Here is a 25209-nt window from a genome sequence, read left to right as displayed (position 1 = left end):
GAGGACGCCTCGCGCCGTCGCCGGGCAGCGAGCGCATAGCGCGAAGCCGGTGGGCACCGGCACGGATCGACGGCTGCAGTCCAGCGAGATCAGCCTGGTCGATCTCGGTGGATCCGGTTCGAAACGTCCCCGAAACATCGGAGTTGCTCGCTTCGATGATGCTGATATTCCCCCGCACCAGCGTAAGCGGCGCGAGGATCAGCGCGAAGAGCAGCGCGATCCGAGGGAGGAATGACCGGAAAACCAGCATCGTTCAGGGATGGATAGAGCGTCGGCCGTTGGAACCAGGGTCGAACGCCGTCTATTCCCTAACCTGGCAGCGGGCCCGGTTCGTCGCAAGACGCCACGCGGCCATACCATGTGCGGCAAAGTGTCGCGGTCGGGGGACGGATGCCTCGCTCCTGAGCCAGGCCGGCGCCCCGTCCAGATAACCGTTATAGCGACGAGTTTCAACCGTCAGCCAACGCCGTCACGATGGCGTCGCGCAGGGCGACCATCTCGTGCTCACCCGCATATTTGTGACGCGGCCAGAAGAAGCCCTTGAGACCGTCCTTCCGACGGCGCGGAACCACATGGACGTGCAAGTGGGGGACGCTCTGACTGACGCGGTTGTTGATGGCGACGAAGAAGCCGTCGGCTGAGCACGCCGACTCCACGGCGCGCGCGAGGCGCTGCGCGGTCGCGAAGAGCGGTCCGACGAGCTCAGACGGAAGGTCGGTGAGCACCTCGTGATGGGCGCGCGGGATGAGCACGCAGTGGCCGGGGAAGAGCGGGCGGTAGTCCAGGAACGCGATCGCCTCCGGCTCGTCGAGGACGACGTAGGCCGGCGTTTCGCCCCGGGCGATGCTGCAGAAGGCGCAAGGTCGAGCGGGCATGGCGGCCTCCCGGAGCGATGCCGCGCCGCCTGCCGGGCGTCAACGCCGGCCCGCGGCGGTGTGGCGACGGCCCGCGGGGGCGGGCGAGGGCCCGCGGGGGCGCGGCGCGGCGTGCGGCCGCCCCGATCAGTGGCTCGCGAGGATCTCCTCGATCGACCCGTGACCGGCGGGCTCGCGCGTCCAGTAGTCGAGGAGCCTCCCGCCGGCCGTCATCCAGGCCCGGTCGTAGCGGCCGTCCTGCGACGTGATCCGCACGATGTGGTCGCCGCCGTGGAACGCCCAGTGGCGGCCCGTGTTGTCGAAGTGATCGATGAGCGCCCCCTGCCGCGTCTTCACGTGCAGGGCGTCGGCCGGATGGTCCCAGGTCGTGTCGACGATGAGCTCGTAGACCTGCCAGAGGTTGCCGGACGGGAGCACGCCCCAGTCGACGTTGAGCCCGGCGTCGTTCGGGAGACCGAACACGAAGCAGTGCGGCATGCGCCTCGCCGCGTGCCAGAGGTCGCCGTTGCGGCTCGGCTCGTGGTGGAGCGTCACGAGCGTGTTGCGCGCGAGGCCGAACCCGTCGTTGTCGCCCGGGCTGTCCCACACGCGGCGGAAGAGGTGCTGGCAGAGCTGGTCGGCCCCGGCGGAGAACCCGACCGTGAGCAGGCCCCGCTGCCGGCGCTCGTGCAGGATGCGCCCGAACTTGCCGGGCTCCCCCTCGAACAGGGCGCCGAGCTGCTTGTAGCGAGAGAGCCCCGTCGTGCTGTAGCCGCCGCCGAGGATCACCACCTCGGACGACCCGAGGAGGTGCCAGAGCACGTCGACGTCCTCCCGCCGCAGGTCGCTGGTCCAGTAGAACGGCACGTGCTCGAGGCCGAACCGCTCGTAGAACTGGAAGAACCAGCGGAAGCTCTCGTACGAGAACTCCTGCCGCTCGCGCTCGTCGCCGTCGCGGGGCGCCTCCGACATCGGCAGGAACAGGACGCGCTTGTTGTCCCGCCCGCGGAGGGCGCGCTGCGCGATGTAGTCGTTGTGGATGACGTTGCAGCGGCTGTGCGAGCTGTAGATCAGCGCGGTCCCTCTCATCAGGCCGCGCATCTCAGCGGCTCGGCGCGCCCTGCGTCAAGGGGGCGCGCGCTGCGCGCGGGCGCGGGCGGCCGCGGCCGGGCGCGCTCAGCCGCGCCGCACCTGCTGCATCTTGCGCGGGACGGCGCCGGAGCGCATCAGCATCTCGAACGCCTCCTTCTCGAGCATCGGGTGCACGCCGCGCGGCGGGACGCCCATGGGGCTCTTCTTCTTCGTGATGAACCCGCTCAGGTACTGCGGGTTGAGCGCGCTCAGGCTCCGGAGCGTGCTCTTCATCTGCTTCGTGTTGTTCGCCCACGCGTAGGCGAACGCCCGCGAGCGGAGCAGCTGCGGCTTGAGCTCGGCGAACGCGTCGTCGTTCGGGTCGAACGTCTCGAGCAGCTCGACGGCCTTCGTGGCCTGCCCGGTGCGGGCCCACGCCTCGCCGACGATGGCGGCCATCATGGCGCGGATCCTCGGCTCCTTGTGGCGGGTCATGTCGATCTTGTCGACGAGCGCCCGCGCCTCGTCCGTCTCGCTCAGGATGAGGTGGATCATGCCGCGCTGCGCGCGCGCCTCGTCGGCCATGGGCGCCATCACCTTGTCGAGGTTGATGGTCTCGAGCGTCCGGAGCGCGGCGCGCGGGTCCTCCTGCATCTGGAGCTGCGCCTTCGCGAACGTCGCGGCCGCGTCGTCCTTCTTGAACTCCGTGTCGAGCTTGGCGATCGCGTCCTTGCGCGCCTCGGCGGAGTCGGCGGTCTGCACGATCTGCGCGACGGCGCGCGTCTTGGTCGCGAAGCGCAGCGCCCACAGGATGACGCCCGCGACCACGACCGTCAGGACGCCGGCGGTCGCCTTCGGCCAGACCCCGGGGATCGCCAGGGCGATGGCCCAGACGATGAGCGCCGGGATGCCGACGCGGAGGGCGAGCGAGCGCGGGTTCAGCTGGGAGAGGGGGTCGGCCGGCGGCTTTCCGCTGCGGAGCGCGGCGATGGCCTGCTCGCGCTGCTGCTTGGGGCTCTGCTTCTTCGGGGTGGGTTTGCCGGGGGTCTTCATCGAAGGTCGTGGATCTGGCGGATGTTGCGCCTCCGCGGGGCGCGGGGTCTCATAGCCGGCCTGCGGGAGAGCGGCCAGCGGAGGCGGGCGGACGAGCTGCCCGGCCCCCGGGGAGGGGGCGAGGCTAGCTCGCGGCGGCGTCGGGGTCGCCGGGGCGCGCGGGGGGGTCGCCCTCGGGGGCGGAGGCGGGGAGCGGGGTGATCGCAGGGCGGACGGTCTCGAAGCCGCGCAGCGGCGGGAGCGGCTCTATCGAGGGGGCGACGAGCGCGGCGCCGCGCGTCGGCGGGATCGAGGCCGTGGGGTCGGCGAGGCCGAGCGTGGACTCGCGGAAGTGAAGGAAGACCGTCTGCGCGATCGACAGGCACGGGACCGCGAAGAGCGCGCCGGTGATCTGGAAGAAGTGCTCGCCGATGAGCAACGCGAGCACCACGAGCACCGGATGGATCTTCGCCGAGTCGCCGATGATCTTCGGGTTCAGGAAGTTCGCCTCGAGCTGGTGGATGCCCACGATCCACGCGAGCACGCCGACCGCCGTGCCGAACGACTGCGTGAGGCCGATGACGACCGCAGGGATCGAGCTCAAGATCGAGCCGAAGATCGGGATCAGCGACATCACCGCCGCGAGGACCGAGAGGATCGGCCAGTACTTGAGGTCGAAGAGCCAGAAGCCGATCGCGGAGAGGACGCCGTTCACGAGGCAGATGAGGAGCTGCCCGCGCACGACGCCGGACAGCCCCCGGTCGAGCCGGCGCAGGAAGCGATCGAACGAGTCGCGCGAGCTCGGATGCCAGAGCTCGCGGAAGAAGCGCAGGATCTTCTCGTGCGTCAGGATGATGTACCCCGCGAGCATCAACGTCATGAAGAGGTTGAAGATGCCGCGCGAGATCGCGGTCGCGATGGCCTGGCCGATGCGCAGGACCGTGAGCGAGTTCTCCTTGAGGTAGGCGGCCGCCTTCTCGTAGCCCTCCTGGAGCATGTTCGCGCTCGAGAGCGGGTGCTTCGGGCGCGCCGGCGCGATCTGCCAGACGCCGTCGCCGGTCTCGCGGATCTCGACGTCCTCGGCGATGCGCAGGTCGAAGGAGCCGTCCGGTCCGGGGACGATGCGGACAGGCGAACGCTCGGGGCCATCCTCCCCGGCGGCGAGGGCGCCGGGCGGCGCGTCGAGGTCGTCGAGCGCCGGGTCCGGAGCGACGTCGTGCGGCGCGGGCGGCGCTTCGGGCGACGCCGGCGGCTCGCGGCCGGACCAGCGGCGGAGCCGCGCGTCGAGCGCGGGCAGGTACTCCTCGCGGAGCCGCGCGGCGAGCCGCGGCGCCTCGGCGGTGAGCGCCTTCCCCTCGACGACGAGCCGCGGGACGCTGAGGGCGAAGAAGCTCGCGACGCCGGAGAGCACGAGGGCGTAGACGACGAGGATCGCGGCCCACCGCGGGACGCGCGCGCGCTCGAGTCGGAGGACCGCCGGCGTGAGCACGTAGGACACGACGAGCGCGAGCACGAAGGGGAGCAGCACCGCGTGCGAGACGATGAGCAGCGCCGCCGTCAGGACGGCGCTCACCGTCAGGAACACGACGCGCCGCGAGGGCCCCTCGCTCACGGCGCCTCGCGCGCGGCCGGGCCCGGGACGCCGTCGTCGACGAGCGACGCGGGCAGGTCGGCGAAGAAGCCGAGCAGGTGGTCGCGCGTCGCCTCGAGCGCCTGCGGCACGACGCGCGTATCGGCGAGCACGGGCATGAAGTTCGTGTCGCCCGGCCAGCGCGGCACGATGTGCACGTGCAGGTGCTCGGCGATCCCGGCGCCCGCGGCGGTGCCGAGGTTGATGCCGACGTTCATGCCCTCGCACCTGAGCGCGGCGCGCAGGCGGGTCGCCGACTCGCGCACGAGGCGGAAGAGCGCCTCGTGGTCGGCCGGATCGAGCGCGTCGAGCGAGGCGACGTGCGCGTGCGGGACGACGAGGAGGTGCCCCGAGGCGAACGGGTAGCGGTTCAGCATGACGAACGCGCGGCGGGTCGCGGTCACGACCAGCCGGTCGCGCTGTTCTTGCTGGGTTGCGCGGGGGATGCCGCAGAAGATGCAGTCGGACTGGCCCTTCGGCGCAAGGATGTACTCGATGCGCCAGGGCGCCCACAGGGGGTTGCCCATGTCGCGGAGACGCTAGCACGGCGGCCACGCGCGCGGGACCACCGCCCGTGCTTCGCGCCCGCCGCGTCGCCCCATCGTCATCATCGCCGTCCGCGCCTCGCGCCGTCCTCGCGCGGCTCGCCCGGGGATTGCCTGCCCGGGGACGCCCGCGCTCGGCCGCGGGCCGCCGCGCGGACCTCAGAAGGCGACCGGCGTGGCGCCGAGATCGAACCAGACCGAGAGGGCAAGCCCGGCGGACGTGCCGAGCGCGTCCCAGACGAGATCGCGGAGCGAGGGGGTGCCGTACCCGGCGGCGTCGAACGCCTCCTTCACCAGGCCGGCGCCGAGCGCGACCGCGGCCCCCACCGCGATCCGTCCGTGGATGTCGTCGGTCGCGAGCGCGCCGAGCGCGTACCCGCCGCTGGCGAGGACGATTGACGCACAGAAATGGCGCGCCTTGTCATCGCCGAACCACGGGTCGGGGGCGCGCAGCGGCGCGTACGCGCGCACGAGCGGCCGCTCCGGGAACGTCACATGGGGCAGGCCGACCGGGAGGCGGGCGAGGGGGTCGCCGGCCGCGGGGCGGGCAAGGGGACCGGCGGGGCCGGGGGGAGCGGCGGGGCCGGCAAGGGGACCCGCGGGGACAGCCAAGGGGCGCGGGCCGGCGAGGGGGCCGTCGGCGCGGGCGGGGAGCGCGCCGAGCGCCAGGGCGGCAAGGACCGGCGCGGCGAGGGCGGAGCGCGCGAGGAGGCTCATCGCGGCGAGATCGTCCGCGGCGCCCCGGAAAAAGGCAAGAGGCGAGGCCCTGGGGAGGGCCTCGCCTCTCATCGACATCGGGTCCACACGGCGAGCCGAGCGGCACCGGGGCGCCCGCAGCCCGCCGTACCTTCGGTGCGGCGGAGTGAGCGCCTGGCGCGCGGCCGGATCAGGCGGGCCGCGCGCCGGGCAACGTCACTTCAGGTCGAGCTTGCCGCCGAACTTCTCCTTGATGAGATCGCCGATCGTCCCGGCCACCGGCTTGTCGTCGTCGTCCTTGCGCTTCTGCTGCTGGCGCTGGACCGGGGCGGGGCGCTCCATGCCGATGTTCTTCATCGTCAGGAAGAGCCGGCGGTCGACCGTGTCGAGCGAGGAGATCTCGGCCTTGACCTTGTCGCCGACCTTGAGCTTGCCGTCCTCGGGCTCCTGCACGTCGCTCTGCGAGATGAGGCCCTCGACGCCCTCGCGCAGCCGCACGAACACGCCGTAGTCGACGATGCTCACCACCTGGGCGTCCTCGATGACGCGGCCGGGCGGGTACTCCTGCAGCATGGTCGGCCACGGGTCGTCCCAGAGCTGCTTGATGCCGAGGGAGACCTTCTTCTCGTCGTGGTTGATCGAGAGGATGATCGCCTCGACGTCGTCGCCCTTGTGGTACAGGTCGCTCGGGTTGTTGACGCGCACCGACCACGAGAGGTCGCTCTTGTGGACCATGCCGTCGACGCCCTCCTCGATCCCGACGAAGACGCCGTAGTCGGTGAGCGACCGGACCTTGCCCGCGATCTTGTCGCCGGGGTGGTACTTGTCCGTGAAGAGCATCCACGGATCCGGCTCCAGCTGCTTGAGGCCGAGGCTGATGCGCTTCGCGCGCGCGTCCACCTCGAGCACCTGGCACTCGAGCTCCTGGCCCACCTCGAGCAGCTTCGACGGGTGCTTGACCTTCTTGGTCCAGCTCATCTCGCTCACGTGGATGAGGCCCTCGACGCCCGGCTCCAGCTCGACGAACGCGCCGTAGTCGGTGATCGACATGACCTTGCCCCGGACCTTCTTGCCCGCGGGGTAGGCCTCCTCGGCGTGGTTCCAGGGGTCCTCCTGGGTCTGCTTGAGGCCCAGGGAGACGCGCTCGGTGTCGGCGTTGTACTTGAGGACCTTCACGAGGACCTCGTCGCCGACCTGGAACACCTCGCTCGGGTGGTTCACGCGGCCCCACGACATGTCCGTGATGTGCAGGAGGCCATCGATGCCGCCGAGGTCGACGAACGCGCCGTACTCGGTGATGTTCTTGATGGTCCCCTTGACGGTCATCCCCTCGGTCAACGTCTCGAGCGTCTTGGCCTTCATCTCGTCGCGCTCGCGCTCGAGGAGCACGCGCCGCGAGAGCACGATGTTGCCGCGCTTCTTGTTGAACTTGATGACCTTGAACTTGTAGGTCTGGCCGATCAGCTTGTCCAAGTTGCGGATCGGGCGGAGGTCGACCTGCGAGCCCGGGAGGAAGGCCTTCACGCCGCCGCGGATGGTGACCGAGAGGCCGCCCTTCACGCGCTGGCTGATCGTGCCCTCGATGAGCTCGTCCGCCTCGCAGGCGTTCGAGATCTCATCCCAGACCTTCATCTTGTCGGCCTTCTCCTTCGACAAGGTGACGAGGCCGTCGTCGTTCTCGCGGCTCTCGATGTAGACGTCGACCTTGTCGCCCGCCTTGACGGCGGCCTGGCCCGCGGCGTCCGCGAACTCGCGCAGCGCGATGACGCCCTCGCTCTTGCCGCCGATGTCGACCACGACGGAGTCGCGGTTCACTGCGACCACGGTGCCGGAGATGATCTCTCCTTCACGCGCGAAATCGCCCCCTTCCACGCTCTGTTCGAAGAGCGCGGCAAAGCTCTCCATGCTCGCCCCGGACGAGCCTGCCTCCATATGGATGTTACTAGTCATGTTGTTCGTTCTTGTTTCCTTTCCTTCCCTGGGATTCGCCGCGCGGGCGTAGGCGTGGACCCTTGGTGCCACGCACGAGCGGCGGAGGGGCAGGCACACGCGTACCGATGCACCCGGCCCCTCGGGAGAGGCGAGCCTGTAGTCTGAGGAGGGGCCTCTGTCAATGCAACGACCGAGCCACGGCGGGTTTTTGTCGTTTCCCTGAGAACCGTCGAGCCCGCCGGATCAAAGCGGCGCGATCGTCAGGGCGCGGCGCGCGGGGCGCTGCCGGCGGCGCTCGAGGCGGACAGCGCTCGCTGTGCGAGCGCGGAGCAGGCGCGATCGAGGCCCTCGACCGGCCATTTCGTCCGGATCTCGACGCGATCGCCCTGCGCTTCGGCCTGGGCGCCGTCGATCGCGGCCCCGGCGCCGGCGACGTCGGGGAGCAGCGCGAGCGCGAGCTTGAGGCTGCCGAGGAACGCCTGGGCGTCCCCGGCGAGCGCCGCGGCGGTGTCGCCCGAGACGGGCGCGAGGCGCGTCGCGAGCGCGGGCTCCGCGCCGAGCGTGAGCGTGCCCGAGGCGTGATCGATGCGCCGGAACAGCGCGCCGGCCCGCGGGAGCAGCGGCGAGACCGCGCCCGCGGCGCCCGACCACGCGGCGCCCGTGAGCGCGAAGGCGACGGCGCCCTGCTCGGGCAGATCGAGGCGCTGCCACTCGTCCGACGCGGGCAGCGCGGCCTTCACGATCTCGACGTCCGTGCCGAGGACGAGCGTGCCGTCGTCGGCCTGCCCGATCACGGCCCGCGGCCGCGGGCCGCCGGCGCCGACGAGCAGGAGCTCGCCCTCGCGGCGGACGTCGGACCAGCCCTCCTCGCGGGCGACCTTCTCCATGCCGGCGACGAACCGGCCCTTCGGCATGCGCCCGCCCGCGAGCGCGACCCAGCTCGCGGCGTCGGTCGAGGCGATCACGATCTCGCGCACGTCCGAGAGGACGTCGACGCCGGTGGCCGCCTCGATGCGCGCTCGCCGCGACGCGCCCGCGGGCGCCTCCTCGACCAGCGGCAGGAAGTGCTGGCGCACGGGCCCGAAGAGCGCGAGCTCCGCGGTCTCGAGGCGGACCACGATGTTCGCGTCGCCAGGGATGTGGCGCCGGGCCGTCGGCTCGTAGCGCCAGAAGAGGAAGTAGACGCCGAGCGCGACGCCGGCGAGCAGCGCGACGCCGGCGATCGCCGCGGCGAGGCACGCGGCCCCCCGCGGCCGGCCGGGGCGCGGCGGGGCGGCGCCGCCGTCGGGCTGCGCGGGGGGCGCCTCGGCGGGGTCGGCCCCCGGGGCCGGCGCGGGCGCCGCGGCGTCGTCGATCACGGTCGGTCGGATCGGCTCTTCGATCAGGGTGTCGGGCATCGGTTCAGCCGGGGGAGCCCCGGGACAGCAGGGCGAGCACGAGGGGCGCCGGGAAGAGCCAGCGGAGCCGCACGGTGCGCTCCACCTGCTCGATCGAGAGCGCCTTCATCAGCTCTGCGTAACGCACATCCTCGACGTTGTCGCGCAGCACCTCGAGGAACCGCCGTGCGCGCCCGGCGCCGGCCGGGTCGACGCCGACGATCTCCGCGTCAAGGCGCACCCCCTCGTCGGCGAGGGACGCCACGGCGCGGACGCGCTCGACGCCGGCGACGAGCGCGAAGGCCGACGGGAAGCGGCGCGCGAGCGAGGCGGGGAGCCGGCGCGCGCGCAGGTCGAGGCTCACGAGCCCCTCGGCGGCCGGGTCGCCGCGGCGCTCGTCCGGGCCGTCGCGGAGGACGCGCGCGACGCTGCTCACCTCGGCCGCGGACACGAGCGCGACGGCGCGATCGCCGAGCGCGACGATCCGCGCCGTGTCGGCGCGCGCGGCGACGCCGTCGCCGCGGCGATCGAAGACGGCGACGCCGCCCTGCACGCCCTCTGCCACGGGCGACGGCGCCCAGCGGTCGGGATCGGGCGCGAGCCCGGCCATGCGGCCCTCCAGGACGACGACGCGGTCGCCCTCCTCGAGATCGGCGAGCCGCAGGCCGAGCCAGACGACGTCGGCGCGCCGGAGGGCGCTCTCGAGCGCCTCGTCGGGCGCCTCGTCGAGCGCGCGCTGCGCGAGCTCGTCCGCGGCCGCCTGGCCGAGGCCGGCGCGCATGCGGGCGACGTCGACGCGCACCACGAGATCGAGATCGGCCGGGAGCAGATCGGCGGGCTCGATGCGCCGGACGATCCGCGGGCCGTCCGGGATCCTCGCGCGCTGCGCCTCGGGCCGCGGCGCAGCGCCCCCGCAGGCCGGGAGCGCGAGCGCGATCACGGCGGCGACGACGGCAGCGGCGGCGGCGCGGGCGTCACGCGCCGCGCGCACGGATCTCCACGAGGGACGCCATCTCGTCGACGATCTCCTGCGGGCTCAGGTGCCCGGAGTCGACCAGGATCGCGTCGTCGGCCTTGCGGAGCGGCGCGACGGCGCGCTCGCTGTCGGCCTTGTCGCGGCGGAGCACGTCGGAGAGCGTCGCCTCGAAGCTGACGGAGATGCCGCGCGCGACGAGCTCGTCGTACCGCCGCTTCGCGCGGATCTCGGCCGGCGCGGTGAGGAAGAACTTCACCTCGGCGTCGGGGAACACCACGGTGCCGATGTCGCGCCCCTCGAGCACGACCCCGCCGCCGGCGCCGGCCTGCCGCTGCATCGCGAGCAGCGCCTTGCGCACCGCGGGGATGGCCGAGACCCGGCTCGCGCCGAGGCTGATCTCGGGGGCGCGGATCGCGCTGGAGACGTCCTCGCCGTCGAGCAGCACCCGCATGCCGCTGCCGCCCACGCTCGAGTGCGGCGGCCCGCCTTCCGGCGCGGCGCGCGCGGCGTCGGCGTGCGCGGCGACGGCGTCGGTGGAGTCGGGCGGCGCGCCGCGCTCCAGCGTGATGCGCCCGCCGCTCGCGAGATCCTCGGCGAGGGCGCCGATCGCGCCGGTCTCGTCCCACACGAGGCCCACGCGGTGGGCCGCGAGCGCGACGGCGCGGTAGATCGCGCCGGTGTCGACGAGGAGGTAGCCGAGCCGCTCGGCGAGCCCCCGCGCGACCGTGCCCTTGCCGGCGCCGGCCGGCCCGTCGATGGCGACGCGCAGCCGCCGGAGCTCGCCCTGGCCCGGGAGGTGGCGTGCGTCGTCCTGTCTCTGCCGTTCGGTCACCTGCGCTCCTCCTCGCTCGCCCGCTCGCCCGCTCACGCGGCGCGGGCGCCCTCGACCTCGATGCGCGCGCCCAGGGCGCGGAGCGTCCCGACGAAGAGGGGGAAGCTCGTCGCGATGCAGCCCGCGTCGCGCACGCGCGTCGGCCCGCGCGCGGCGAGCCCGAGCACGGCGGCCGTCATCGCGATGCGGTGGTCGCCGCGGCTGTCGACGTCGGCCGCGTCGAGCGGCCGGTCGGGCCTGCCCTCGACGAGGAGCCCGTCGGTGCGCTCCTCGCAGCGCAGGCCGAAGGCGCCGAGCACGGACGCCATCGCCGCGATCCGGTCGGTCTCCTGCGCGCGCAGCTCCCGCGCGTCGAACACCTCGGTGACGCCGCGCGCCCGCGCGGCGAGGCCGAGCAGGACGGGCAGCTCGTCGAGGGCGCGCGCCGCGAGCTCGCCGCCCGCGCGCCCGCCGCGCAGGCCGGCGCCGGAGGCGATGTGGAGATCGCCGGTCGGCTCGCCGAGGGCCTCCCCCTTGATCTCGACGGCGACGCTGCTGTCCATGTCGCGCAGCACCTCGAGCAGGCCGGTGCGCGTCGGGTTGAGGCCGACGCGGCGCGCGGTCACGCGGCTCCCCGGCACGAGCTCCGCGGCGGCGAGGAGGAACGCGGCGGCGGAGAGGTCGCCGGGCACGTCGACGTCGAACGCCGGCAGATCGCCGGAGAAGCGGGCCGCGTCGAGGCAGACCATCGCGCCGACCGAGTCGACCGGGACGCCGAGCGCGGTGAGCATGCGCTCGGTGTGATCGCGCGAGACGATCGGCTCGCGCACGAAGGTGGGGCCGTCGGCGAAGAGGCCGGAGAAGAGGAGGGCGCTCTTCACCTGATCGCACGGGACGGGGAGGTCGTACTCGATGGACGAGAGCACGTGCGGCTCGGGGAGCGGACCGACGTCGAGCGGCGCGGTGATCTCGCCGATCGTGCGCGGGTCGAGCTGCCCCTCGATGCGCCCGCCGCGGAGGCGGAGCGGCTTCGCGACGCGCTCCATGGGGCGGCGCGAGAGGGACGCGTCGCCGACGAGGCGGGCGGCGAAGCGCTGGGCGACGAGGATGCCCGAGAGGAGCCGCATGGTGGTCCCGGAGTTGCCGCAGTCGATGGGCCCGCCGGGGGCGCGGAGGCCGGAGAGCCCGGCGCCGCTCACGACGAGGTCGCCGGGCGACGGCTCCTCGACGCGGACGCCCAGGGCGCGCAGCGCGTCGACGGTCGAGCGGACGTCGCCGCCGAGCGTCCCGCAGCGGACGCGGCTCTGCCCGGTGGCGAGCCCCGCCAGGAGGAGCGCCCTGTGGGCGATGCTCTTGTCCGCGGGGACTGGCACGCTCCCGATGAGCGGCCGCTCTGCCGGGTGGACGATCAGGTCGGGCACGCGATGCCGTTTAGCAGAACGGCGGGCGCAGGCACAGCGGGCGGGGCGGGGTGCGGCGGGGGCGCGGCGCGGCGGCGCCCGTCCGATGTCCGGGCGCCCGGGCGCATCCTGATGGTACGCTCGGCGCGCCGCGGGGAGCGGCAGGAGGCGGTGTGGACGTGAGCGAGGCACTGGACGTGGCGGCGCGCGTTGCGGCGCGGCTCGGCGCGATCCCGGGCGTGGCGGCGGTCGTGCTGGGCGGCTCGCGCGCCCGCGGCGCGGGCCACCCGGACTCGGATCTCGACGTCGGCATCTACTACGAGCCGGAGCGCCCGCCCGATCTCCCGGCGCTGCGCGCGCTCGCGCGGGAGCTCTGCGCGGGTGGCGCCGAGGGCGCCGTGGCGCCGCTCGCGCGGGAGCTCGTCGCGGCGGACCCCGGGGACGTGGTGACGCCGATCGGCGCGTGGGGACCGTGGATCAACGGGGGCGCGTGGCTCGAGATCGAGGGGCACCGCGTCGACTGGCTGTACCGGGATCTCGCCCGCGTGCGGCGCGTGATCGACGAATGCCGCGCGGGGCAGGTCGCGTGCGACTACCAGCCCGGGCACCCGCACGGCTTCCTCGGCTCCATCTATCTGGCCGAAGTCCACGACTGCCGGCCGCTCTTCGATCCGGCGGGCGTGCTCGCCCCGCTCAAGGCGCTCGTGACGCCGTATCCGCCGGCCCTGCGGCGGGCGCTCCTCGATCGGTTCCTGTGGGAGGCCGGCTTCGCGATCGACACCGCGAAGAAGGCCGCGGGGCGCGGCGACGTGATGTACGTGAGCGGCTGCCTCTTCCGCGCCGCCGCCTGCCTGGTGCAGGCGCTGTTCGCGCTGAACGAGCGCTACGTCTCGAACGAGAAGGGCGCGCTGCAGCGGACGCGGGCGCTCCCGCGGTGCCCCGAGGGCTTCGCCGACCGGGTGGAGGCGCTGCTCTCCGCGCCCGGCCACGGCGCCGAGGCGCTGCTCGTGAGCCTCGGGCGCATGGAGGCGATAGCGCGCGAGGCGCGCGACCTATGCCGGCGGGATGGTAGTTCCACCCACCAGGAGTCCGGCCAGGGATCCGGAAAGAGAGTTTAACGCAAAGGCGCAAAGGCGCAAAGGCGCAAAAAAAAAGAACAATTCTTATGTATTTTTGCGTCTTTGCGTCTTTGCGTCTTTGCGCCTTTGCGTTGAATTTCTCTTCGCTCGCGAGTCAGATCCCTCGCGGGATTTCTGATCCGCGGTACTAGCATCGGCCGCGGCGGAGGGCGCCGCGGGAGCGGGGCCCGGGGACAAGCGAGGAGAGGAGCCATGGAGTCGATCAAGCTGGAGCACGGTCCGTCGGAGGAGCAGCTGGCGAAGCTCGGGGCGCGCGGCTGGCCCATCTGGACGAAGGAGGTGTCGACCTTCCCGTGGCGCTACGACGAGCCGGAGACCTGTTACCTGCTCGAGGGCGACGTGATCGTGACGCCGGCGGGCGGGGGCGCGCCGGTGCGGATCCAGGCGGGGGATCTGGTGACGTTCCCCGCCGGCCTGAGCTGCACGTGGGAGGTCCGCTCCCCGGTGCGCAAGCACTACCGCTTCGGCTGACCTGGGCCGCGGCGGGCGGCCGGCGGCGGCTCGCGCCGCGTCACGGCAAGTTGGCGTCGAGCCAGGCGAGCCGGGCCTTCAGGAAGTCGCGCATGACCTGCAGCTGCCCCTCCCACGTCGGCGCGGTGGGGCCGCCGAGGAAGCCCTCGCTCGACGCGATGATGTCCGACACCGGCCACCTGGCGAGGTCGCGGGCCGCCGCCTGCGCGAGCGGCGCGCTCAGCTCGTCCATGCGCTGATCGATCGCGGCCTCCGACAGGAGCGTCTGGCGCAGCGCCGTGTAGCGCGCCCTCACCTGCGCCATGAAGGCCGGATCCGCGGTGAGCTTCTGGTACCAGTTGTTGACGTTCCTCGTGCCGTTGAAGCGGAAGCCTGTGTCGTTGTTCGACGCTGGCGTCGCGCTCTGGGCGCCCACGCCGCCGAGCGCGAAGTTGTAGTCCCAGAGCGGGCCGGCCTTGAGCTTCTGATCGCGATCCTTGTGGTAGAAGGCGCTCCGCACGTAAGCGTCCACGTTGAGCGTCAGCTCGCTGATGATCAGGTAATCGATGAACGACGGCACGTCGATGTACGCCGCGTAGTCGCCGATCGGCGCCTGATGGAGGCTGTCGTGGAACTCCTGGATGTATTGGGTCAGCCAGGCCTCCTGCTCGTCGTTCAGGGGATCGGGATCCACGACCTCGAGATCGATCCAGCACGTGCCGCCCTCGCGGGGGCGCGGCCCGCCGCCGCCGAAGCCTCCGAACGACGGGAGCGGATCCGAGCCGGTGCAGGTGAGCATCGGCTCCTCGGCGGCCGCCTGATCGAACTTGAAGATGTAGCCGCCGCTGATCTTGGGCGCGTCGCGGTCCTCCTCCTCGAGCTGCTTGAGATCGGTGCGGGCCTTGTTGTTCTTGATGGTCTCCGAGATCCAGTAGATGCCCTGGTAATCCGCTTCGCCGATGACGCGCGCGTCGTAGTTCAGATAGACCTCGGCGAACTCGTTGCGCGGCGCCTCCAGGCCCATGTCGCGGCCGAGGGTGTAGGTGAACGGATTGCGGATCAGCGTGCGGTCGTAATACGGGGGGATCAGCGCCCAGTCCGAGTCGGCGGGCATGCCGAGCACCGGGTAGTCGAGGTCCTTGTCGTCGTTGCCCCACAGCTCGACCTTGTACGGTGTCTGGGGGAAGTTCATCGATGACTGGCCGCGCACGTGATAGCCGCCGCGCATCGCCATCGTGGGCAGCGAGGCGATCGAGGCGACGCCGTTGACCGGCTCCCAGATCATCACCGCCGCGTCGAAGTAGACCTCCTTGTCGGTCGGCTTGCCCTGGCCGTAGCCGTCGATGATCATGATGGGGAGGTCGGAGGTCGCGTCGATGGTGCGCGCGATGTAGATGCCCGTGCTCACCGCGCCGCGCGCGGCGCCCCCCACGAACGCCTGCGCGCGGACCTGCGTCGTGGCGGTGAGGGTCACGGGCTCGCCCGTGTACAGCGTGGAGGCCGAGGTCGGCAGCTGCCCGTCCAGCGTGTAGCGGATCTCGGCCCCTGCGACCGAGGTGGACATCTCCACCTGGATCTGATCCCTGAACGTCTGGCTCGGCGTGGAGAACGCGACATCCCCGCTCAGCGACGGGATCGCCTCCGGGGCGCCATCGCCGGGTTCGGTCGGCACCTGGCCACAGGCGACGCTCAGCGTGACGAGGGCGAGCGAGAGGGACCGGTGGAGCCCGGCGAAGCGTGCCCGTCGAACGATGGTGCTATTTTCCACTGCCAGCCTCATTGAAAGTTCAAGAAATCGTCATTGTACGGACACACAGGGCCGCCGCGCCACCCATTTCTCGAGCGGGACTGAGGGCCTCTCGGGTCCTCTGTATTCCTCTGTGCCTCGGTGGTTGCTCCGCTCTCTCCGCGGACCACGGGCGACCCGGGGGGACGCGGCGCCGCATGGCCGGCGCCCTCGTGGTCCCTCGCCGCGGGGCGCGCCACGAGGAGCTCCCTTCGTGCCATCCTCACCGGGAACATGGGCGTTGATTTGAACCGGATGGCGGTGTTCGTAGGGCGGCATCTTCGCCGTGGTGCCCTCGCGGCGCGACGCGCCCGCCAAGGTCAGCGAGTTCCTCCGCTTCCTCAGGGCCGAGCTGGGCGAGCGGGCGGGGCGGTGAGCGCCCTCGCGCAGCCTGGAGCGCCGGTCACGGCGCCTCGCTGAACGCCGCCTGGGCGCTCAGCTGCAGGATGATCGGGAGGTCGAGGTCACCATACCTCTCCAGCATCTCTTGCTCGACCTCCTCGGCGCTCGTGCTCGCGACGACGGCGCGGCTGAAGTCCTCGATGGATTCGCCCGTCTCGGCGATGGCCGCTGGGCCGTCGTCGCGCGCCGGATCCTTGTGTCCGGCGATCACGGTCTCGAGGGGGAGCGACGAGAGCTCCTCCAGGGTCTCGAGCCACGCGTCGCGCTGCTCTCGGTCGGAGTCCACGAGCCAGGTATGGACTCCGCTGTACACGGTGTCCCCGGCGATCACGGCGTTCAGCTCCGGCACGTGGACGGGGAAGCTATGCTCGATGTCGCCCTGCATCGGGCCGAGGATGCGGATCTCGTGGCCCTCCAGGTCGAGGGAAGGTTGCGTGGTGGGCTCGGCGTCGACCAGCGTGTCGGTGAGGTCGTCCTGGTACACCGGCTTCCACTGTGCCAGATCCTTGGGTCCCTCCGCCTTCATCTCCTCGGCCACGGCCGGCCTGGCGAGGATCTTCGCGTCGGGGAACCGCTCGCGGAGGATCTCGAGCCCGAAGTGATGGTCCGGATGTCCATGGGTGATGTACACGGTGGTGAGCCGCTTGCCGGTCTTCTCGATGGCGTCGCTCAGGAGCCGCGCCTGGCTGCGGGTGAACTGCGCGTCCACGAGGATGGCGTCGCGCTCGCCCGCGATCAGGGTGGAGTTGACGTTGAAGCCGGGCGCGTCGGCCGTGAAGACCTGCAAGGAGAGGGGGCCCTTTGCGTCGCCGTCGCCTGCGTCGTCGCTGCTGCACGCGGACACGGACATCGCCTGCGTCGTCAAGAGCGCGGCACCCATCAAGGACTTCATGAGCGTGTTCATGCGGATCGTCTCCAGGTAGCGAAAGGGCGCCGCGGGCCGGCATGGAGTCGGCCGAGGCGCGAGGTGCTGGGAGCGCTCGACCACCATTCCCGCGGGCTCTGCCGGGGAGCCGATCGGGCGCTCCGTCGTTCGACACGGGATGAATAGCCCGCCGAGGCCAGGCTGATTAGCCGGCGCCCCGCGCTCTGACCGTGTAGCCCGCACGAACAATCAGGGCGCGGCCGCCTCCCCGAGGGGGAGCGGCAGGCCCCGCCGGGGGGTGTCTCGGCGCGACCTGAACGCCGGCCAGCGCCGCTCGGGAGCGCATCGGCGTAAGAGATCTTACGTGAGATCGCCGACCGGCGGCGCTCGGCGCAAGTCCACTATCGGCGATCGCCGCCCGGGGGCAGATCGACGTAAGCTGTCTTACGAGCGATTGCTGCCCGGAGGCGTTTTGGCGTAAGGCATCTTACTGGATGTCGCTGCTCGGCGGCGTTTGAGAGTAAGATGTCTCACTGAGATTGCCACCCGCCACCCATTTCGGACGAGTGGACTGTCGCGCCCCGGCCGGCAGGCGGCGGATCGTGTAAGATTATTTACTTTTGTGCGGTGGAGGGCGGCTGATCGAGCAAGCTGGCTTACTGGCTTGCGTCGTGTTGCCCCGCGCGGGGATTCATCGCGGCGCGGTGTCGGGGGCGCTCGGTTCAGGCGCCGTCGAAGGGATCGTCGTCGTCGTCGCCGCCGGCGGTGGGCGGCGCGGTGTCGCCGGCCGGCGCGGGCTCGACGGCGCCCTCGGCGCCGCCCTTGCGACCGCGGCGGTCGGCCCGGGCGGACTCGCGGCGGAGCCGGCCGAGGAGGCGTTCGGTGATCTCTCCGGTCGCCGCCTTCTCGAGGGCGAGGTTCGTCTCGATGGCCCGGACCACGCGGATCCAGCCATTGCGGGCGTTCAGCACCTCGCGCGGCGTCGCGCCGTCGGTGTTCGCCGGGGTATTCAGGGCGAGCTGCTCGCGTTGCGCCTCCACCTTCTCGATCTCGAGCGCGGCGGCGACCCAGGCGTCCACCACCTGCGAGAGCGGCCCCTCGGGCGTCTTCAGCTTCTTGAGCAGCTTCTCCGACGCATCGTTGAGCCGCGACGGGAGCAGCTTGGCGTCGCCTGCCTGGTCGCCGTAGCTCCGCGCGACGGCCTTGAGCCCCGCCGGCGCGAGCCGATCGCGCAGGTCGAGGAGCGCCGCGGCGAACTCGGGATCGTCGGTCATCTCGGCGAGCGCGCCGAGGTAGTTGTACGCCCCGCGCAGCTTGCGATCGTGGGTTGCGTCGAGCGCGAGGACCTTCTCCATGAGCGCCTTGGCCTGCTGCTGGAGGCTGGTGCCGAGCCGCTGCGTGGTGAGGATCCGGCCGTGCGCCTCCTCGACGGAGGGCAGGAGCGGCGCGAGCAGCGGCAGCGACGTGAAGACCTTCCGGTCCTGCTCCGGATCGAGCCATGGGCCCGAGATGTTGACCATCGCCTGGGGGCTGAGATTGCGATAACCCATGAGATAACCCTCCTTGGTCAGGGGCGCACCGAGTGTCGGTCCTGGGTTGACGGAATGCAACCTGCCGCGAGCCCGGGAGGGCGTCGCGGTCGTGCTCTGTGATCGGCGGGGGATCCCGTCGCGCTCGGCCGCCCCGGGCTCGCGGGCGTCCTCCTCGACGCCCGCGGCCGCTCCGCGGTCGCTCTGACCGTGGCGACGAGCCCGCGCTCGAGGAGCTCGCCGGCGACGAGGCCGCGCGCGCTATCGCGCTCGATCGCACCGGAGTCACGGCGCAGCCAACCCCGCTCACGCATTCGTCAGGATGGCGAGCGAACTAGTCGCCGGCGATGAGAATTTTGGGTCGCGAATCGCAATGCGTTCCTGGCCAGCAATTTGCGGCATCAGGGATTCACAGCGCCAGGAGACCCGTGGTAACTCACCTCTGCGCGAGGAATGGACGCCGCTCCGGCCGAGGCTGGGCGGAGATGAGGGATGCCGCGCCGGACTGGGCCAGCGTGGCATTCAGTCCTCGCGTCGGGCCGAGGTGAAGCTTGCTGCGTTCTGCGCTGGTCGTCGGTGGGTCGAAGGCGGCGGCCGTCACGATGTTCCTCCTCGCGCTCCCGCTGGCCGCCGCCGCCCCGCCGTCACGACCACCGCCGCCACCCCGGTCGCCGCGCGTGGCCGCCTTGGTCAGGGAGGCGGAGGCGGCCCTCGATCGGCTCGATATCGCGCGCGCTCGCGACCTGTGGGCGCAGATCTACGAACTCGAGAGATCCACGGTGGCGATCTGCCAGCTCGGTCAGCTCGACCGCCGCCTCGGGCGCTGGGTGGACGCGGCGGGGGAGCTCACGCGCTGTGTGCAGGAGATGCGCCCGCCGGCCACGCCCATGGAGCGGCGGCTCCACGACACGCGGCACGCGGACCTGGCCGCGGCGCGCCGGCAGGTGGCGGAGCTCCGCGTGTTCGCGCCCGCCGGGGCGGCGCCCGTGCTCGTGGACGGCCGGATCGTGGACGAGAGCGGCCGGATCTACGTCGAGCCGGGGCAGCACGAGGTGACCGCGGCGCTGCCGGACGGCCGGAAGGCGCGCTCCAGCGTGCGTGTCACCGCGGGAGAATCGCGGGCCGTGCTCCTGAGCCCGGAGCCGGCGAGCCTCCGCCCGGCCGCGCCGCCGCCGGCGAGGCCGGCGGGCGCGCCGGCGAGGCCGGCGGCTCCGCCGGCGCCGTGGCTTCTCTACGCGGGCTCAGCGGCATCGGGGGCGTTCCTGGTGTCCGGGATCGTGCTGCACATCATGGCATCGCTCGAGGACAGCGCCCTGAGGACCGAGATGTGCAAGGCCGACTGGGAGGAGACGGAAGCAGCTCGAAGGGCGATGCTTGCCATCGACGTCAAGCAGCACATCAGCACGGCCGCCCTCGTCGCCGGGAGCGCGCTGGGAGCCGCGACGTTGGCAGTCGCGCTGCTGCCGAGGGGCGCCCAGGTCCGCGCGACCGCGGGCGGCGCGGAGGTGCGTTTCTCGTGGTAGAGCCCGGTACCATCTGGGAGGGTCACCGGATCCTCAGCGAGGTTCACGATGGCATGGTCCGCACGTTCCTCGCCCAACAGGTAGGTGACGAGGGCGCGACCGTCTGGTTGCACCTGCGCGAGGGGCAATCGATGGACCGGACGGCCTTCGCTTCCGAGCTTCCGCGCCTGCAGGAGATCGCGCGAGCGGTCCCGCAGGTCGAGCCCGTGCTCTACGGCGACGCGGGCGGCCTCTCCGCCTGGGTCGCGTGCCGGCGAAGCCACGGGATCAGCATCAAGGATGCGACACGTGGGGCCGATCTCGGCGTCACGGCGCTGCGGATGGTGATCGATATCGCCCGCGCGATCCAGCGGTGCCACGCGCTGGGCTGGTGCCATGGGGCGCTCGGGCCGGACCGCGTGTTCATCACGTCGAAGCGGGACTACAGCATCAACCAGTTCGGCCTGGTCCGGCTCTTCCGGATCGAGCCGCACGAGGCCGCACGGGAGCCGCTGGTGGCGCCTCCGGAGCTGCTGCGCGGCGACCGGGTGGGGCCACGGGCCGACGTCTACGGACTCGGGATCTTGCTCTACGAGCTCGTTTGCCGTCGCTCGCTCGACGCCGGTCAGGCCGGTACGCTCGGGGCGCAGCGGAGCAGGCCTGTGATCCCGGGCGAGATACCGCGCGCTGTCTCTGCCGCCATCGAAACGGCCTTGGAAGAGGATCCGCGTCGCAGGTACAGGAGCGTGGACCACTTCATCACCGTGCTCGAGGGCCTCGCGGAGGCATGGCCCACGCTGGACCTGGAACCGAGCGGCGGCGAGGAGCAGGCCTCGATCGCCGGTGGCGTGCCGTCGACCTTGCGCAGCTCCCATCTGGAGGGCCCGCGCTCGCCAGCGCCGGTGACGGAAGAGCCGGACGCCCGTTCATCCGAGGTCGACCCGGTGGCTTCGCTGCTGAATGACGATGAACCTCCGCTGCCGGAGATCCCCTCTCTTGACGTGCCATCGCGTCAGGCTCCAGCTCTGCAGGAGCTGATGCTGCTACCGCCGCCCTCCCTCGTCCGAGAGCCAGGGAGGGAGCCGATCATGGCCCCGAGCAGCCCCGCCGGCACGCGGCCGCGGAGGCTCGCGAGCCGTATCGCCGTTTCGGTCGCTACGATCGCCGCGCTCTGCGTCGGCGCGCTCTGCCTCCTGCGCCCCACTGGGGTTGTGCTCCGGGCGGACAAGCTCCCAACAGTCCTGGTGGACCGGGGCGCAATGCCACATGGGGAGCGTCTGCCGCCGGTGCCTTCGACGCCGGCCGCGTCGAAGGCACCGGACGGCCGCTCGCGCGCCGCGCTCTCGCGGCGAACGGGCGTGGCGGCGCGGCCCGACCTGCGCCGGCCGTATTGCGATGCCGGCGATGTGAGCTGCGGTCCTGCGTTGTACTAGGAGGGCTTCTGTCGATGCGATGTGTTCTTCTACTCATCGGCGCGAGCGCTGGGATCGGTTGTATCCCCGATCTGGACTGCCCCGGCCGAGGCCCCCACGAGGGGGATCCCGCCGTGTGGCTCTGGAAGGGCACACAGCACGAGGCGCAAGGCTGCGCCGAAGGCAGGGATATTCTCTGGGATGGGTGGAGGAAGGATTCCTCCACCGCCCCGGAGTCGCCGTCGTTCGCGCGCGCATGCGCCGGCGTGGTTCGAGACGATATCCCGGAGGGGTACACCCTATGCGTGATCCCCAGCCAAGCGGACGACATCTGCTGGGAGGGATACGAGGACAGCGCGACGTACGCCACAGAGGATGGCGCGGAGCACGTGATGTGCTGCACACCGAGGGGGAACCCGCCGACGGTGATCCCTCAGAGCCACGACGGATGCACGACATGAGCGAGACCATCGCAGGTGTCTTCGGGCGCACGCTCTCGCCCCTGTTCTGGGCTTTGGTCAGCGCATGGGGCAGCGGGTGTGTCGCGGATCCAGAGGTCGCGGGCAAGGTGATCGTCTCGCGAGACGGCGAAGAGCTGGTGATCGACACCGGCGGCAACGGTACGAAGGCCGTGGATGTCAGCGATGATGTCTCAGGGATGTGCATCGTCCGCGACCAAGGCGAGCTCAGCGTGACGGTGGCGAAGGATGGCGAGGCGCTTTCTTTCTTCGACGTGATGAACCAGGCCGAATCGCCTCACGCGTCCGCGAGGATCGACGGCGAGCTGTACCAGGGGGCGTGCGAGATCATCGTCGAGGAGCGGCAAGGCGACCCGTACGAGGCCGACGTGGCGGCGGGGCCGTGCGACCTCGTCCGGCTCTTCGACGGCGCCAAGGCGCGCCTCGAGACGGCGGTCTTTCACGTCTCGGACTGCAGCGGGGCCGACTAGCCGGGCGAGCTCTCCTGCGGCCAACGCGCCTGCTCCGGCCACGTCCCCCCCAGGACGACGTAAGCCGCCTTGACGCCGATCTCCCATCGCGCCGACGCGCGCATCGCGCCGACGCGCTCTCGTCCGCCCGGGCGCCCGTGGGCACGAGCGAAAGCGCGAGGAGGCCGACGCTCGGCCCCGTCAGCGCGCTACTTGCTCATCGCCGGCGGACCATCAGCCACCTCATGACCTATCTCCTGGCTCTCTTCCAGCCGTGGCCGCGGGCGCGCCGCTCGCGGGCGCCTTCGGCTCGGCGGCGGCGTAACGATGCCCTTACATCCGAGCGAGCCGTCCATCTTCGAGCAGCACCAAGGGGGCTGAAGCCGAGTACGCTTCCGTCCCCGCGATGGGCAGGCGTGGCGCGTCCGAGAGCTGATCGAGCCCCTTGTCTCGGAGTCGCATGCCACGTTCGGTGAGGCGATATACCTTCGAGAGCAGCGGGTAGTCAGGCGGCTTCGGGCCAGGAGCGCGTTCCACGGCGCCGCTCAAGTCGTGCTGTGCCCAGTGGGCAAGGCGGTCTCCCAGGAACAGGTCCCCTGTGCAGGAGACGAGATCTCGTAAGTCCAAGCCAAGTTGCGATTTGTTGCAGATGACTCTCACTGGAGTTTGCCACTCCTCTGCGGACAAGATGGCAAAAATTAGGTCGTCATATCGGCTGAGACGCAGGGTGCCTTCCGTGGTTCTTCGTGGGAAGAAATAAGAGAGGAGCGCCCACAGCGAAGCAAGCTCTGGAAAGTCCTCGGCACCGGCGATGCAGCGCTCCACGAATGGCAAGGGGTTCTCATCGGCGTAGCTTTCCCAGAGGTGAATGGCATGCTCGTAACGCTCCACCGGCCAGGGGCGCGCCTTGTCGAGGCCGTCCAGAAGGACCTCATCGGGGTGGTGGGCTACCGATCCGGAACAGTCGAACGGCGGGATTCTCGGTGGCTCGGGAAACCTCTTCATCGTGCCATAGATACGATCGAACTCGACGATGAGGACGTCACTGTGCTCGATTCCCAGACTTCGCAAGTAGCTGCAGGTTCTCCAGAGGTTTACCCGATCGTCGAGGCTCTTTGCTGCCCACAATACAGCGGGGAGCTTCCAGCGGGGCTCGGCTGAGTAGAGCTGATCCCATTTCTCGCCCGCGTCGTCTGCGTCCGAACATAGTTCGCACGAAGAGAACCACGCCTCACGCGTCCGGACGTGCTCTGCGGGAACCGGTCGGCTGGGTCCGATAATAAGATGTTCGTGTGCACGCACGATGTTGGTCGCGCCGAGCTGCGCGAGACGCTCTGCGGTCGGCGTGTCGAAGGTGACGTGCGTCGCATCCAGAAGGAACGGGGAGGGCGTCATACTCATTTGAATCCGCACTGAAAGCAAATTTCATATGTGTAGGGCTTGTCTTGCTGACATTCGTCACGGCAAATCTCGCAGTATGTATAGCCATGGCTGTTCCTGCGCGTGCACCGTCCGCCAATGTCTTGGCATTTCTCATACATGTCGGTACAATCGTGGACTGGCGTGCACCCTGCCATCAGCTCGAATGAGTCGCTGCCCACTTCTTCGTCTTCTTCGGCGTTTTCGCTGTTGCTCGGGTAATCCCCCGCCCCTGCGGATTCTGTAGGGTATCCAGCACCCGCGCTCCCTGGCTCCACTGTGTCGCAGGTGTAGGACAGGTCGCATGCCGAAGCGAGGACCATCGCGAGCCAGCCGCACAGCACGAGCGCGCTCACCTTCGCCTTCAGGACGTAGTCCATGGTCGCCCCCTCCGAATGAGCGCACCGTTCTCTCAGGTAAAAGGAGGAGTCAACGGTATTTTATGCTACGTTACGTCCTTGTTGTTCCTATGCCGGCGAGTCGAGCGCGGCGGGTTGAATCGGTGGATCGGAGCGCCCGCCAGCGACCATGGCGCCCCCTCCGGTCACCGGTTGACCGAGCACAACCTGCCCGGATCAGGTGAGGCCTCCTCGACCTCTGACACCGCTCGGGTACGTGCGACGCGGCGTTTGCGGTGTCTCGCGCGCATCTGCGCCGCAGGTTCGTCTCCGGGGTCGATCCTCGGCGCCTCGACGACGTCGAGGCGTGTGCGACGTGCGGCCCTACGTATCGCCCCCGAGTCTCGACTAAAATACGACCCCATGAGCTTTTTTCATCGCTCCGGGGAGATCGGTCTCTACTTCTTGACGAGCACCCGCGCGCTCGCACGCGCCGCCGGGATGCTCGGCGCCCTGCTCTGCGCCGCGTGCGCGGCCGACCTCGAGCCCGCGCCGCCCGAGATCTCGGTCGGCGCGGTCGACGGCACCGACGCCGTGCTCGCCGTCGTGCGCGGCGAGGGCGCGGTCACGCTCTACGTCTGCGGGGGCGCGAGCACCTACGCGACAATGACCCGCTGGTTCGAGGGACCCGAGGACCCGAGCGGCGCGTTCTCGCTCGAGAGCGGCGGGTGGACGGCGACCGCCGATCCCGGTGGCGAATCCGGCCGGCTGCGCACGCCCGAGGGCGCGGAGCTCGCCTTCCGCGCGCGCCCCGCGGCGCTCGACCGCATCGAGGGCCTCTATGCGGCAGACGACAGCGGCTGCCGCACCGGGGCCGTGGTCTTCACCCCCGAAGGCGCCGAGTCGCCCGCGCTCCAGGGCACCTGGTGCGCCGTCGGCGATCGCTTCGCCCAGGTGACGCCGCTCCGCCCGCTCTCCGTGCTCGATCGGCGCGGGATCCAGGTGCAGGTCGAGCTCGAGGGCGCACGGAAGAACCTGCTCGTGACGCCGCTCGGGCGACCCTGAGCCGCCGCCGCGCCTCGGCCGCCGCTCCCGCCGCACCCCCCGCCGCCCTCC

24 protein-coding genes are annotated in these 25209 nt (G+C 71.2%); 8 read left to right on the top strand and 16 right to left on the bottom strand.

The window, feature by feature from the left end; all coding sequences use genetic code 11:
* The first annotated feature begins 49 nt into the window (after positions 1 to 49).
* Complete coding sequence (locus tag WMF20_RS39010; protein ID WP_437606842.1) at positions 50 to 235, top strand: hypothetical protein; 186 nt, start codon at positions 50 to 52, stop codon at positions 233 to 235.
* 214 nt (positions 236 to 449) lie between these two features.
* Here WMF20_RS39010 and WMF20_RS39005 read toward each other — a convergent pair whose 3' ends face one another.
* The 11 genes from WMF20_RS39005 to aroA form a co-directional block, all read right to left on the bottom strand.
* Entirely contained in the window at positions 450 to 875 is a 426-nt protein-coding gene (locus tag WMF20_RS39005) for an HIT family protein (protein ID WP_437606841.1), read from the bottom strand.
* Between the two features lie 126 nt (positions 876 to 1001).
* Complete coding sequence (locus WMF20_RS39000; RefSeq protein WP_437606840.1) at positions 1002 to 1943, bottom strand: hypothetical protein; 942 nt, start codon at positions 1941 to 1943, stop codon at positions 1002 to 1004.
* 87 nt (positions 1944 to 2030) lie between these two features.
* Positions 2031 to 2978 (bottom strand): hypothetical protein, encoded by a 948-nt coding sequence (locus WMF20_RS38995; protein ID WP_437606839.1) that lies wholly within the window; start codon positions 2976 to 2978, stop codon positions 2031 to 2033.
* A 124-nt stretch (positions 2979 to 3102) separates the two neighbouring features.
* The gene (locus WMF20_RS38990) at positions 3103 to 4569 is read right to left on the bottom strand and encodes an AI-2E family transporter (protein WP_437606838.1); all 1467 of its coding nucleotides are present in this window, start codon (positions 4567 to 4569) and stop codon (positions 3103 to 3105) included.
* Positions 4566 to 5114 carry an HIT family protein gene (locus tag WMF20_RS38985; protein WP_437606837.1) on the bottom strand — a complete coding sequence of 183 codons (549 nt, stop codon included), beginning with the start codon at positions 5112 to 5114 and terminating at the stop codon, positions 4566 to 4568. The genes WMF20_RS38990 and WMF20_RS38985 overlap by 4 nt, the downstream gene beginning before the upstream one ends.
* A 177-nt stretch (positions 5115 to 5291) precedes the next feature.
* Positions 5292 to 5849 (bottom strand): hypothetical protein, encoded by a 558-nt coding sequence (locus WMF20_RS38980; RefSeq protein WP_437606836.1) that lies wholly within the window; start codon positions 5847 to 5849, stop codon positions 5292 to 5294.
* Between the two features lie 195 nt (positions 5850 to 6044).
* On the bottom strand, positions 6045 to 7850 hold the full coding sequence (locus WMF20_RS38975; RefSeq protein ID WP_257792742.1) for a 30S ribosomal protein S1: 1806 nt from the start codon (positions 7848 to 7850) through the stop codon (positions 6045 to 6047).
* A gap of 170 nt (positions 7851 to 8020) precedes the next feature.
* The gene (locus tag WMF20_RS38970; protein WP_437606835.1) at positions 8021 to 9157 is read right to left on the bottom strand and encodes a hypothetical protein; all 1137 of its coding nucleotides are present in this window, start codon (positions 9155 to 9157) and stop codon (positions 8021 to 8023) included.
* A gap of 4 nt (positions 9158 to 9161) precedes the next feature.
* Positions 9162 to 10127: a hypothetical protein gene (locus WMF20_RS38965; protein WP_437606834.1), complete on the bottom strand. Its 966-nt coding sequence runs from the start codon at positions 10125 to 10127 to the stop codon at positions 9162 to 9164.
* Complete coding sequence (gene cmk / locus WMF20_RS38960; RefSeq protein WP_437606833.1) at positions 10111 to 10944, bottom strand: (d)CMP kinase; 834 nt, start codon at positions 10942 to 10944, stop codon at positions 10111 to 10113. The genes WMF20_RS38965 and cmk overlap by 17 nt, the downstream gene beginning before the upstream one ends.
* Positions 10945 to 10976: 32 nt before the next feature.
* Positions 10977 to 12344 carry a 3-phosphoshikimate 1-carboxyvinyltransferase gene (aroA, locus tag WMF20_RS38955; RefSeq protein WP_437606832.1) on the bottom strand — a complete coding sequence of 456 codons (1368 nt, stop codon included), beginning with the start codon at positions 12342 to 12344 and terminating at the stop codon, positions 10977 to 10979.
* 158 nt (positions 12345 to 12502) lie between these two features.
* Between aroA and WMF20_RS38950 the strand changes: the two genes are divergently transcribed.
* Both WMF20_RS38950 and WMF20_RS38945 read left to right on the top strand, forming a co-directional pair.
* Positions 12503 to 13441, top strand: a complete 939-nt coding sequence (locus WMF20_RS38950) for a nucleotidyltransferase domain-containing protein (protein ID WP_437606831.1) — start codon at positions 12503 to 12505, stop codon at positions 13439 to 13441.
* Between the two features lie 213 nt (positions 13442 to 13654).
* Positions 13655 to 13933, top strand: coding sequence for a cupin domain-containing protein (locus WMF20_RS38945; protein ID WP_437606830.1), 279 nt, complete (start codon positions 13655 to 13657; stop codon positions 13931 to 13933).
* Positions 13934 to 13973: 40 nt separating this feature from the next.
* Here WMF20_RS38945 and WMF20_RS38940 read toward each other — a convergent pair whose 3' ends face one another.
* The 3 genes from WMF20_RS38940 to WMF20_RS38930 all read right to left on the bottom strand — a co-directional run bounded on the left by WMF20_RS38940 (position 13974) and on the right by WMF20_RS38930 (position 18515).
* The gene (locus WMF20_RS38940; RefSeq protein ID WP_437606829.1) at positions 13974 to 15680 is read right to left on the bottom strand and encodes a CotH kinase family protein; all 1707 of its coding nucleotides are present in this window, start codon (positions 15678 to 15680) and stop codon (positions 13974 to 13976) included.
* A 421-nt stretch (positions 15681 to 16101) separates the two neighbouring features.
* Positions 16102 to 17004: an MBL fold metallo-hydrolase gene (locus WMF20_RS38935; protein ID WP_437606828.1), complete on the bottom strand. Its 903-nt coding sequence runs from the start codon at positions 17002 to 17004 to the stop codon at positions 16102 to 16104.
* A 683-nt stretch (positions 17005 to 17687) separates the two neighbouring features.
* Positions 17688 to 18515, bottom strand: coding sequence for a hypothetical protein (locus WMF20_RS38930; RefSeq protein WP_437606827.1), 828 nt, complete (start codon positions 18513 to 18515; stop codon positions 17688 to 17690).
* A 530-nt stretch (positions 18516 to 19045) separates the two neighbouring features.
* Here WMF20_RS38930 and WMF20_RS38925 point away from each other — a divergent pair.
* The 4 genes from WMF20_RS38925 to WMF20_RS38910 all read left to right on the top strand — a co-directional run bounded on the left by WMF20_RS38925 (position 19046) and on the right by WMF20_RS38910 (position 22357).
* Complete coding sequence (locus tag WMF20_RS38925) at positions 19046 to 20017, top strand: hypothetical protein (RefSeq protein WP_437606826.1); 972 nt, start codon at positions 19046 to 19048, stop codon at positions 20015 to 20017.
* Positions 20018 to 20070: 53 nt separating this feature from the next.
* Complete coding sequence (locus WMF20_RS38920) at positions 20071 to 21429, top strand: protein kinase domain-containing protein (protein WP_437606825.1); 1359 nt, start codon at positions 20071 to 20073, stop codon at positions 21427 to 21429.
* 113 nt (positions 21430 to 21542) lie between these two features.
* Positions 21543 to 21869 carry a hypothetical protein gene (locus tag WMF20_RS38915; protein ID WP_437606824.1) on the top strand — a complete coding sequence of 109 codons (327 nt, stop codon included), beginning with the start codon at positions 21543 to 21545 and terminating at the stop codon, positions 21867 to 21869.
* Positions 21866 to 22357, top strand: coding sequence for a hypothetical protein (locus tag WMF20_RS38910; protein ID WP_437606823.1), 492 nt, complete (start codon positions 21866 to 21868; stop codon positions 22355 to 22357). Before WMF20_RS38915 ends, WMF20_RS38910 begins: the two co-directional genes overlap by 4 nt.
* 312 nt (positions 22358 to 22669) lie before the next feature.
* Here the strand turns inward: WMF20_RS38910 and WMF20_RS38905 are convergent, their stop codons facing one another.
* Together WMF20_RS38905 and WMF20_RS38900 are read right to left on the bottom strand one after the other, a co-directional pair.
* On the bottom strand, positions 22670 to 23731 hold the full coding sequence (locus WMF20_RS38905; RefSeq protein WP_437606822.1) for a hypothetical protein: 1062 nt from the start codon (positions 23729 to 23731) through the stop codon (positions 22670 to 22672).
* A 2-nt stretch (positions 23732 to 23733) separates the two neighbouring features.
* Entirely contained in the window at positions 23734 to 24135 is a 402-nt protein-coding gene (locus WMF20_RS38900; protein WP_437606821.1) for a hypothetical protein, read from the bottom strand.
* Positions 24136 to 24516: 381 nt separating this feature from the next.
* On the opposite strand from WMF20_RS38900, the gene WMF20_RS38895 reads away from it, so the two are divergent.
* The gene (locus WMF20_RS38895; RefSeq protein ID WP_437606820.1) at positions 24517 to 25158 is read left to right on the top strand and encodes a hypothetical protein; all 642 of its coding nucleotides are present in this window, start codon (positions 24517 to 24519) and stop codon (positions 25156 to 25158) included.
* The last annotated feature ends 51 nt before the right edge of the window (positions 25159 to 25209 follow it).

Source organism: Sorangium sp. So ce834 (assembly GCF_051521425.1).
GTDB lineage: Bacteria > Myxococcota_A > Polyangia > Polyangiales > Polyangiaceae > Sorangium > Sorangium cellulosum_D.
Note: the sequence above shows the minus strand (reverse complement) of the source record. Positions and strands in the feature narration are given on the sequence as shown.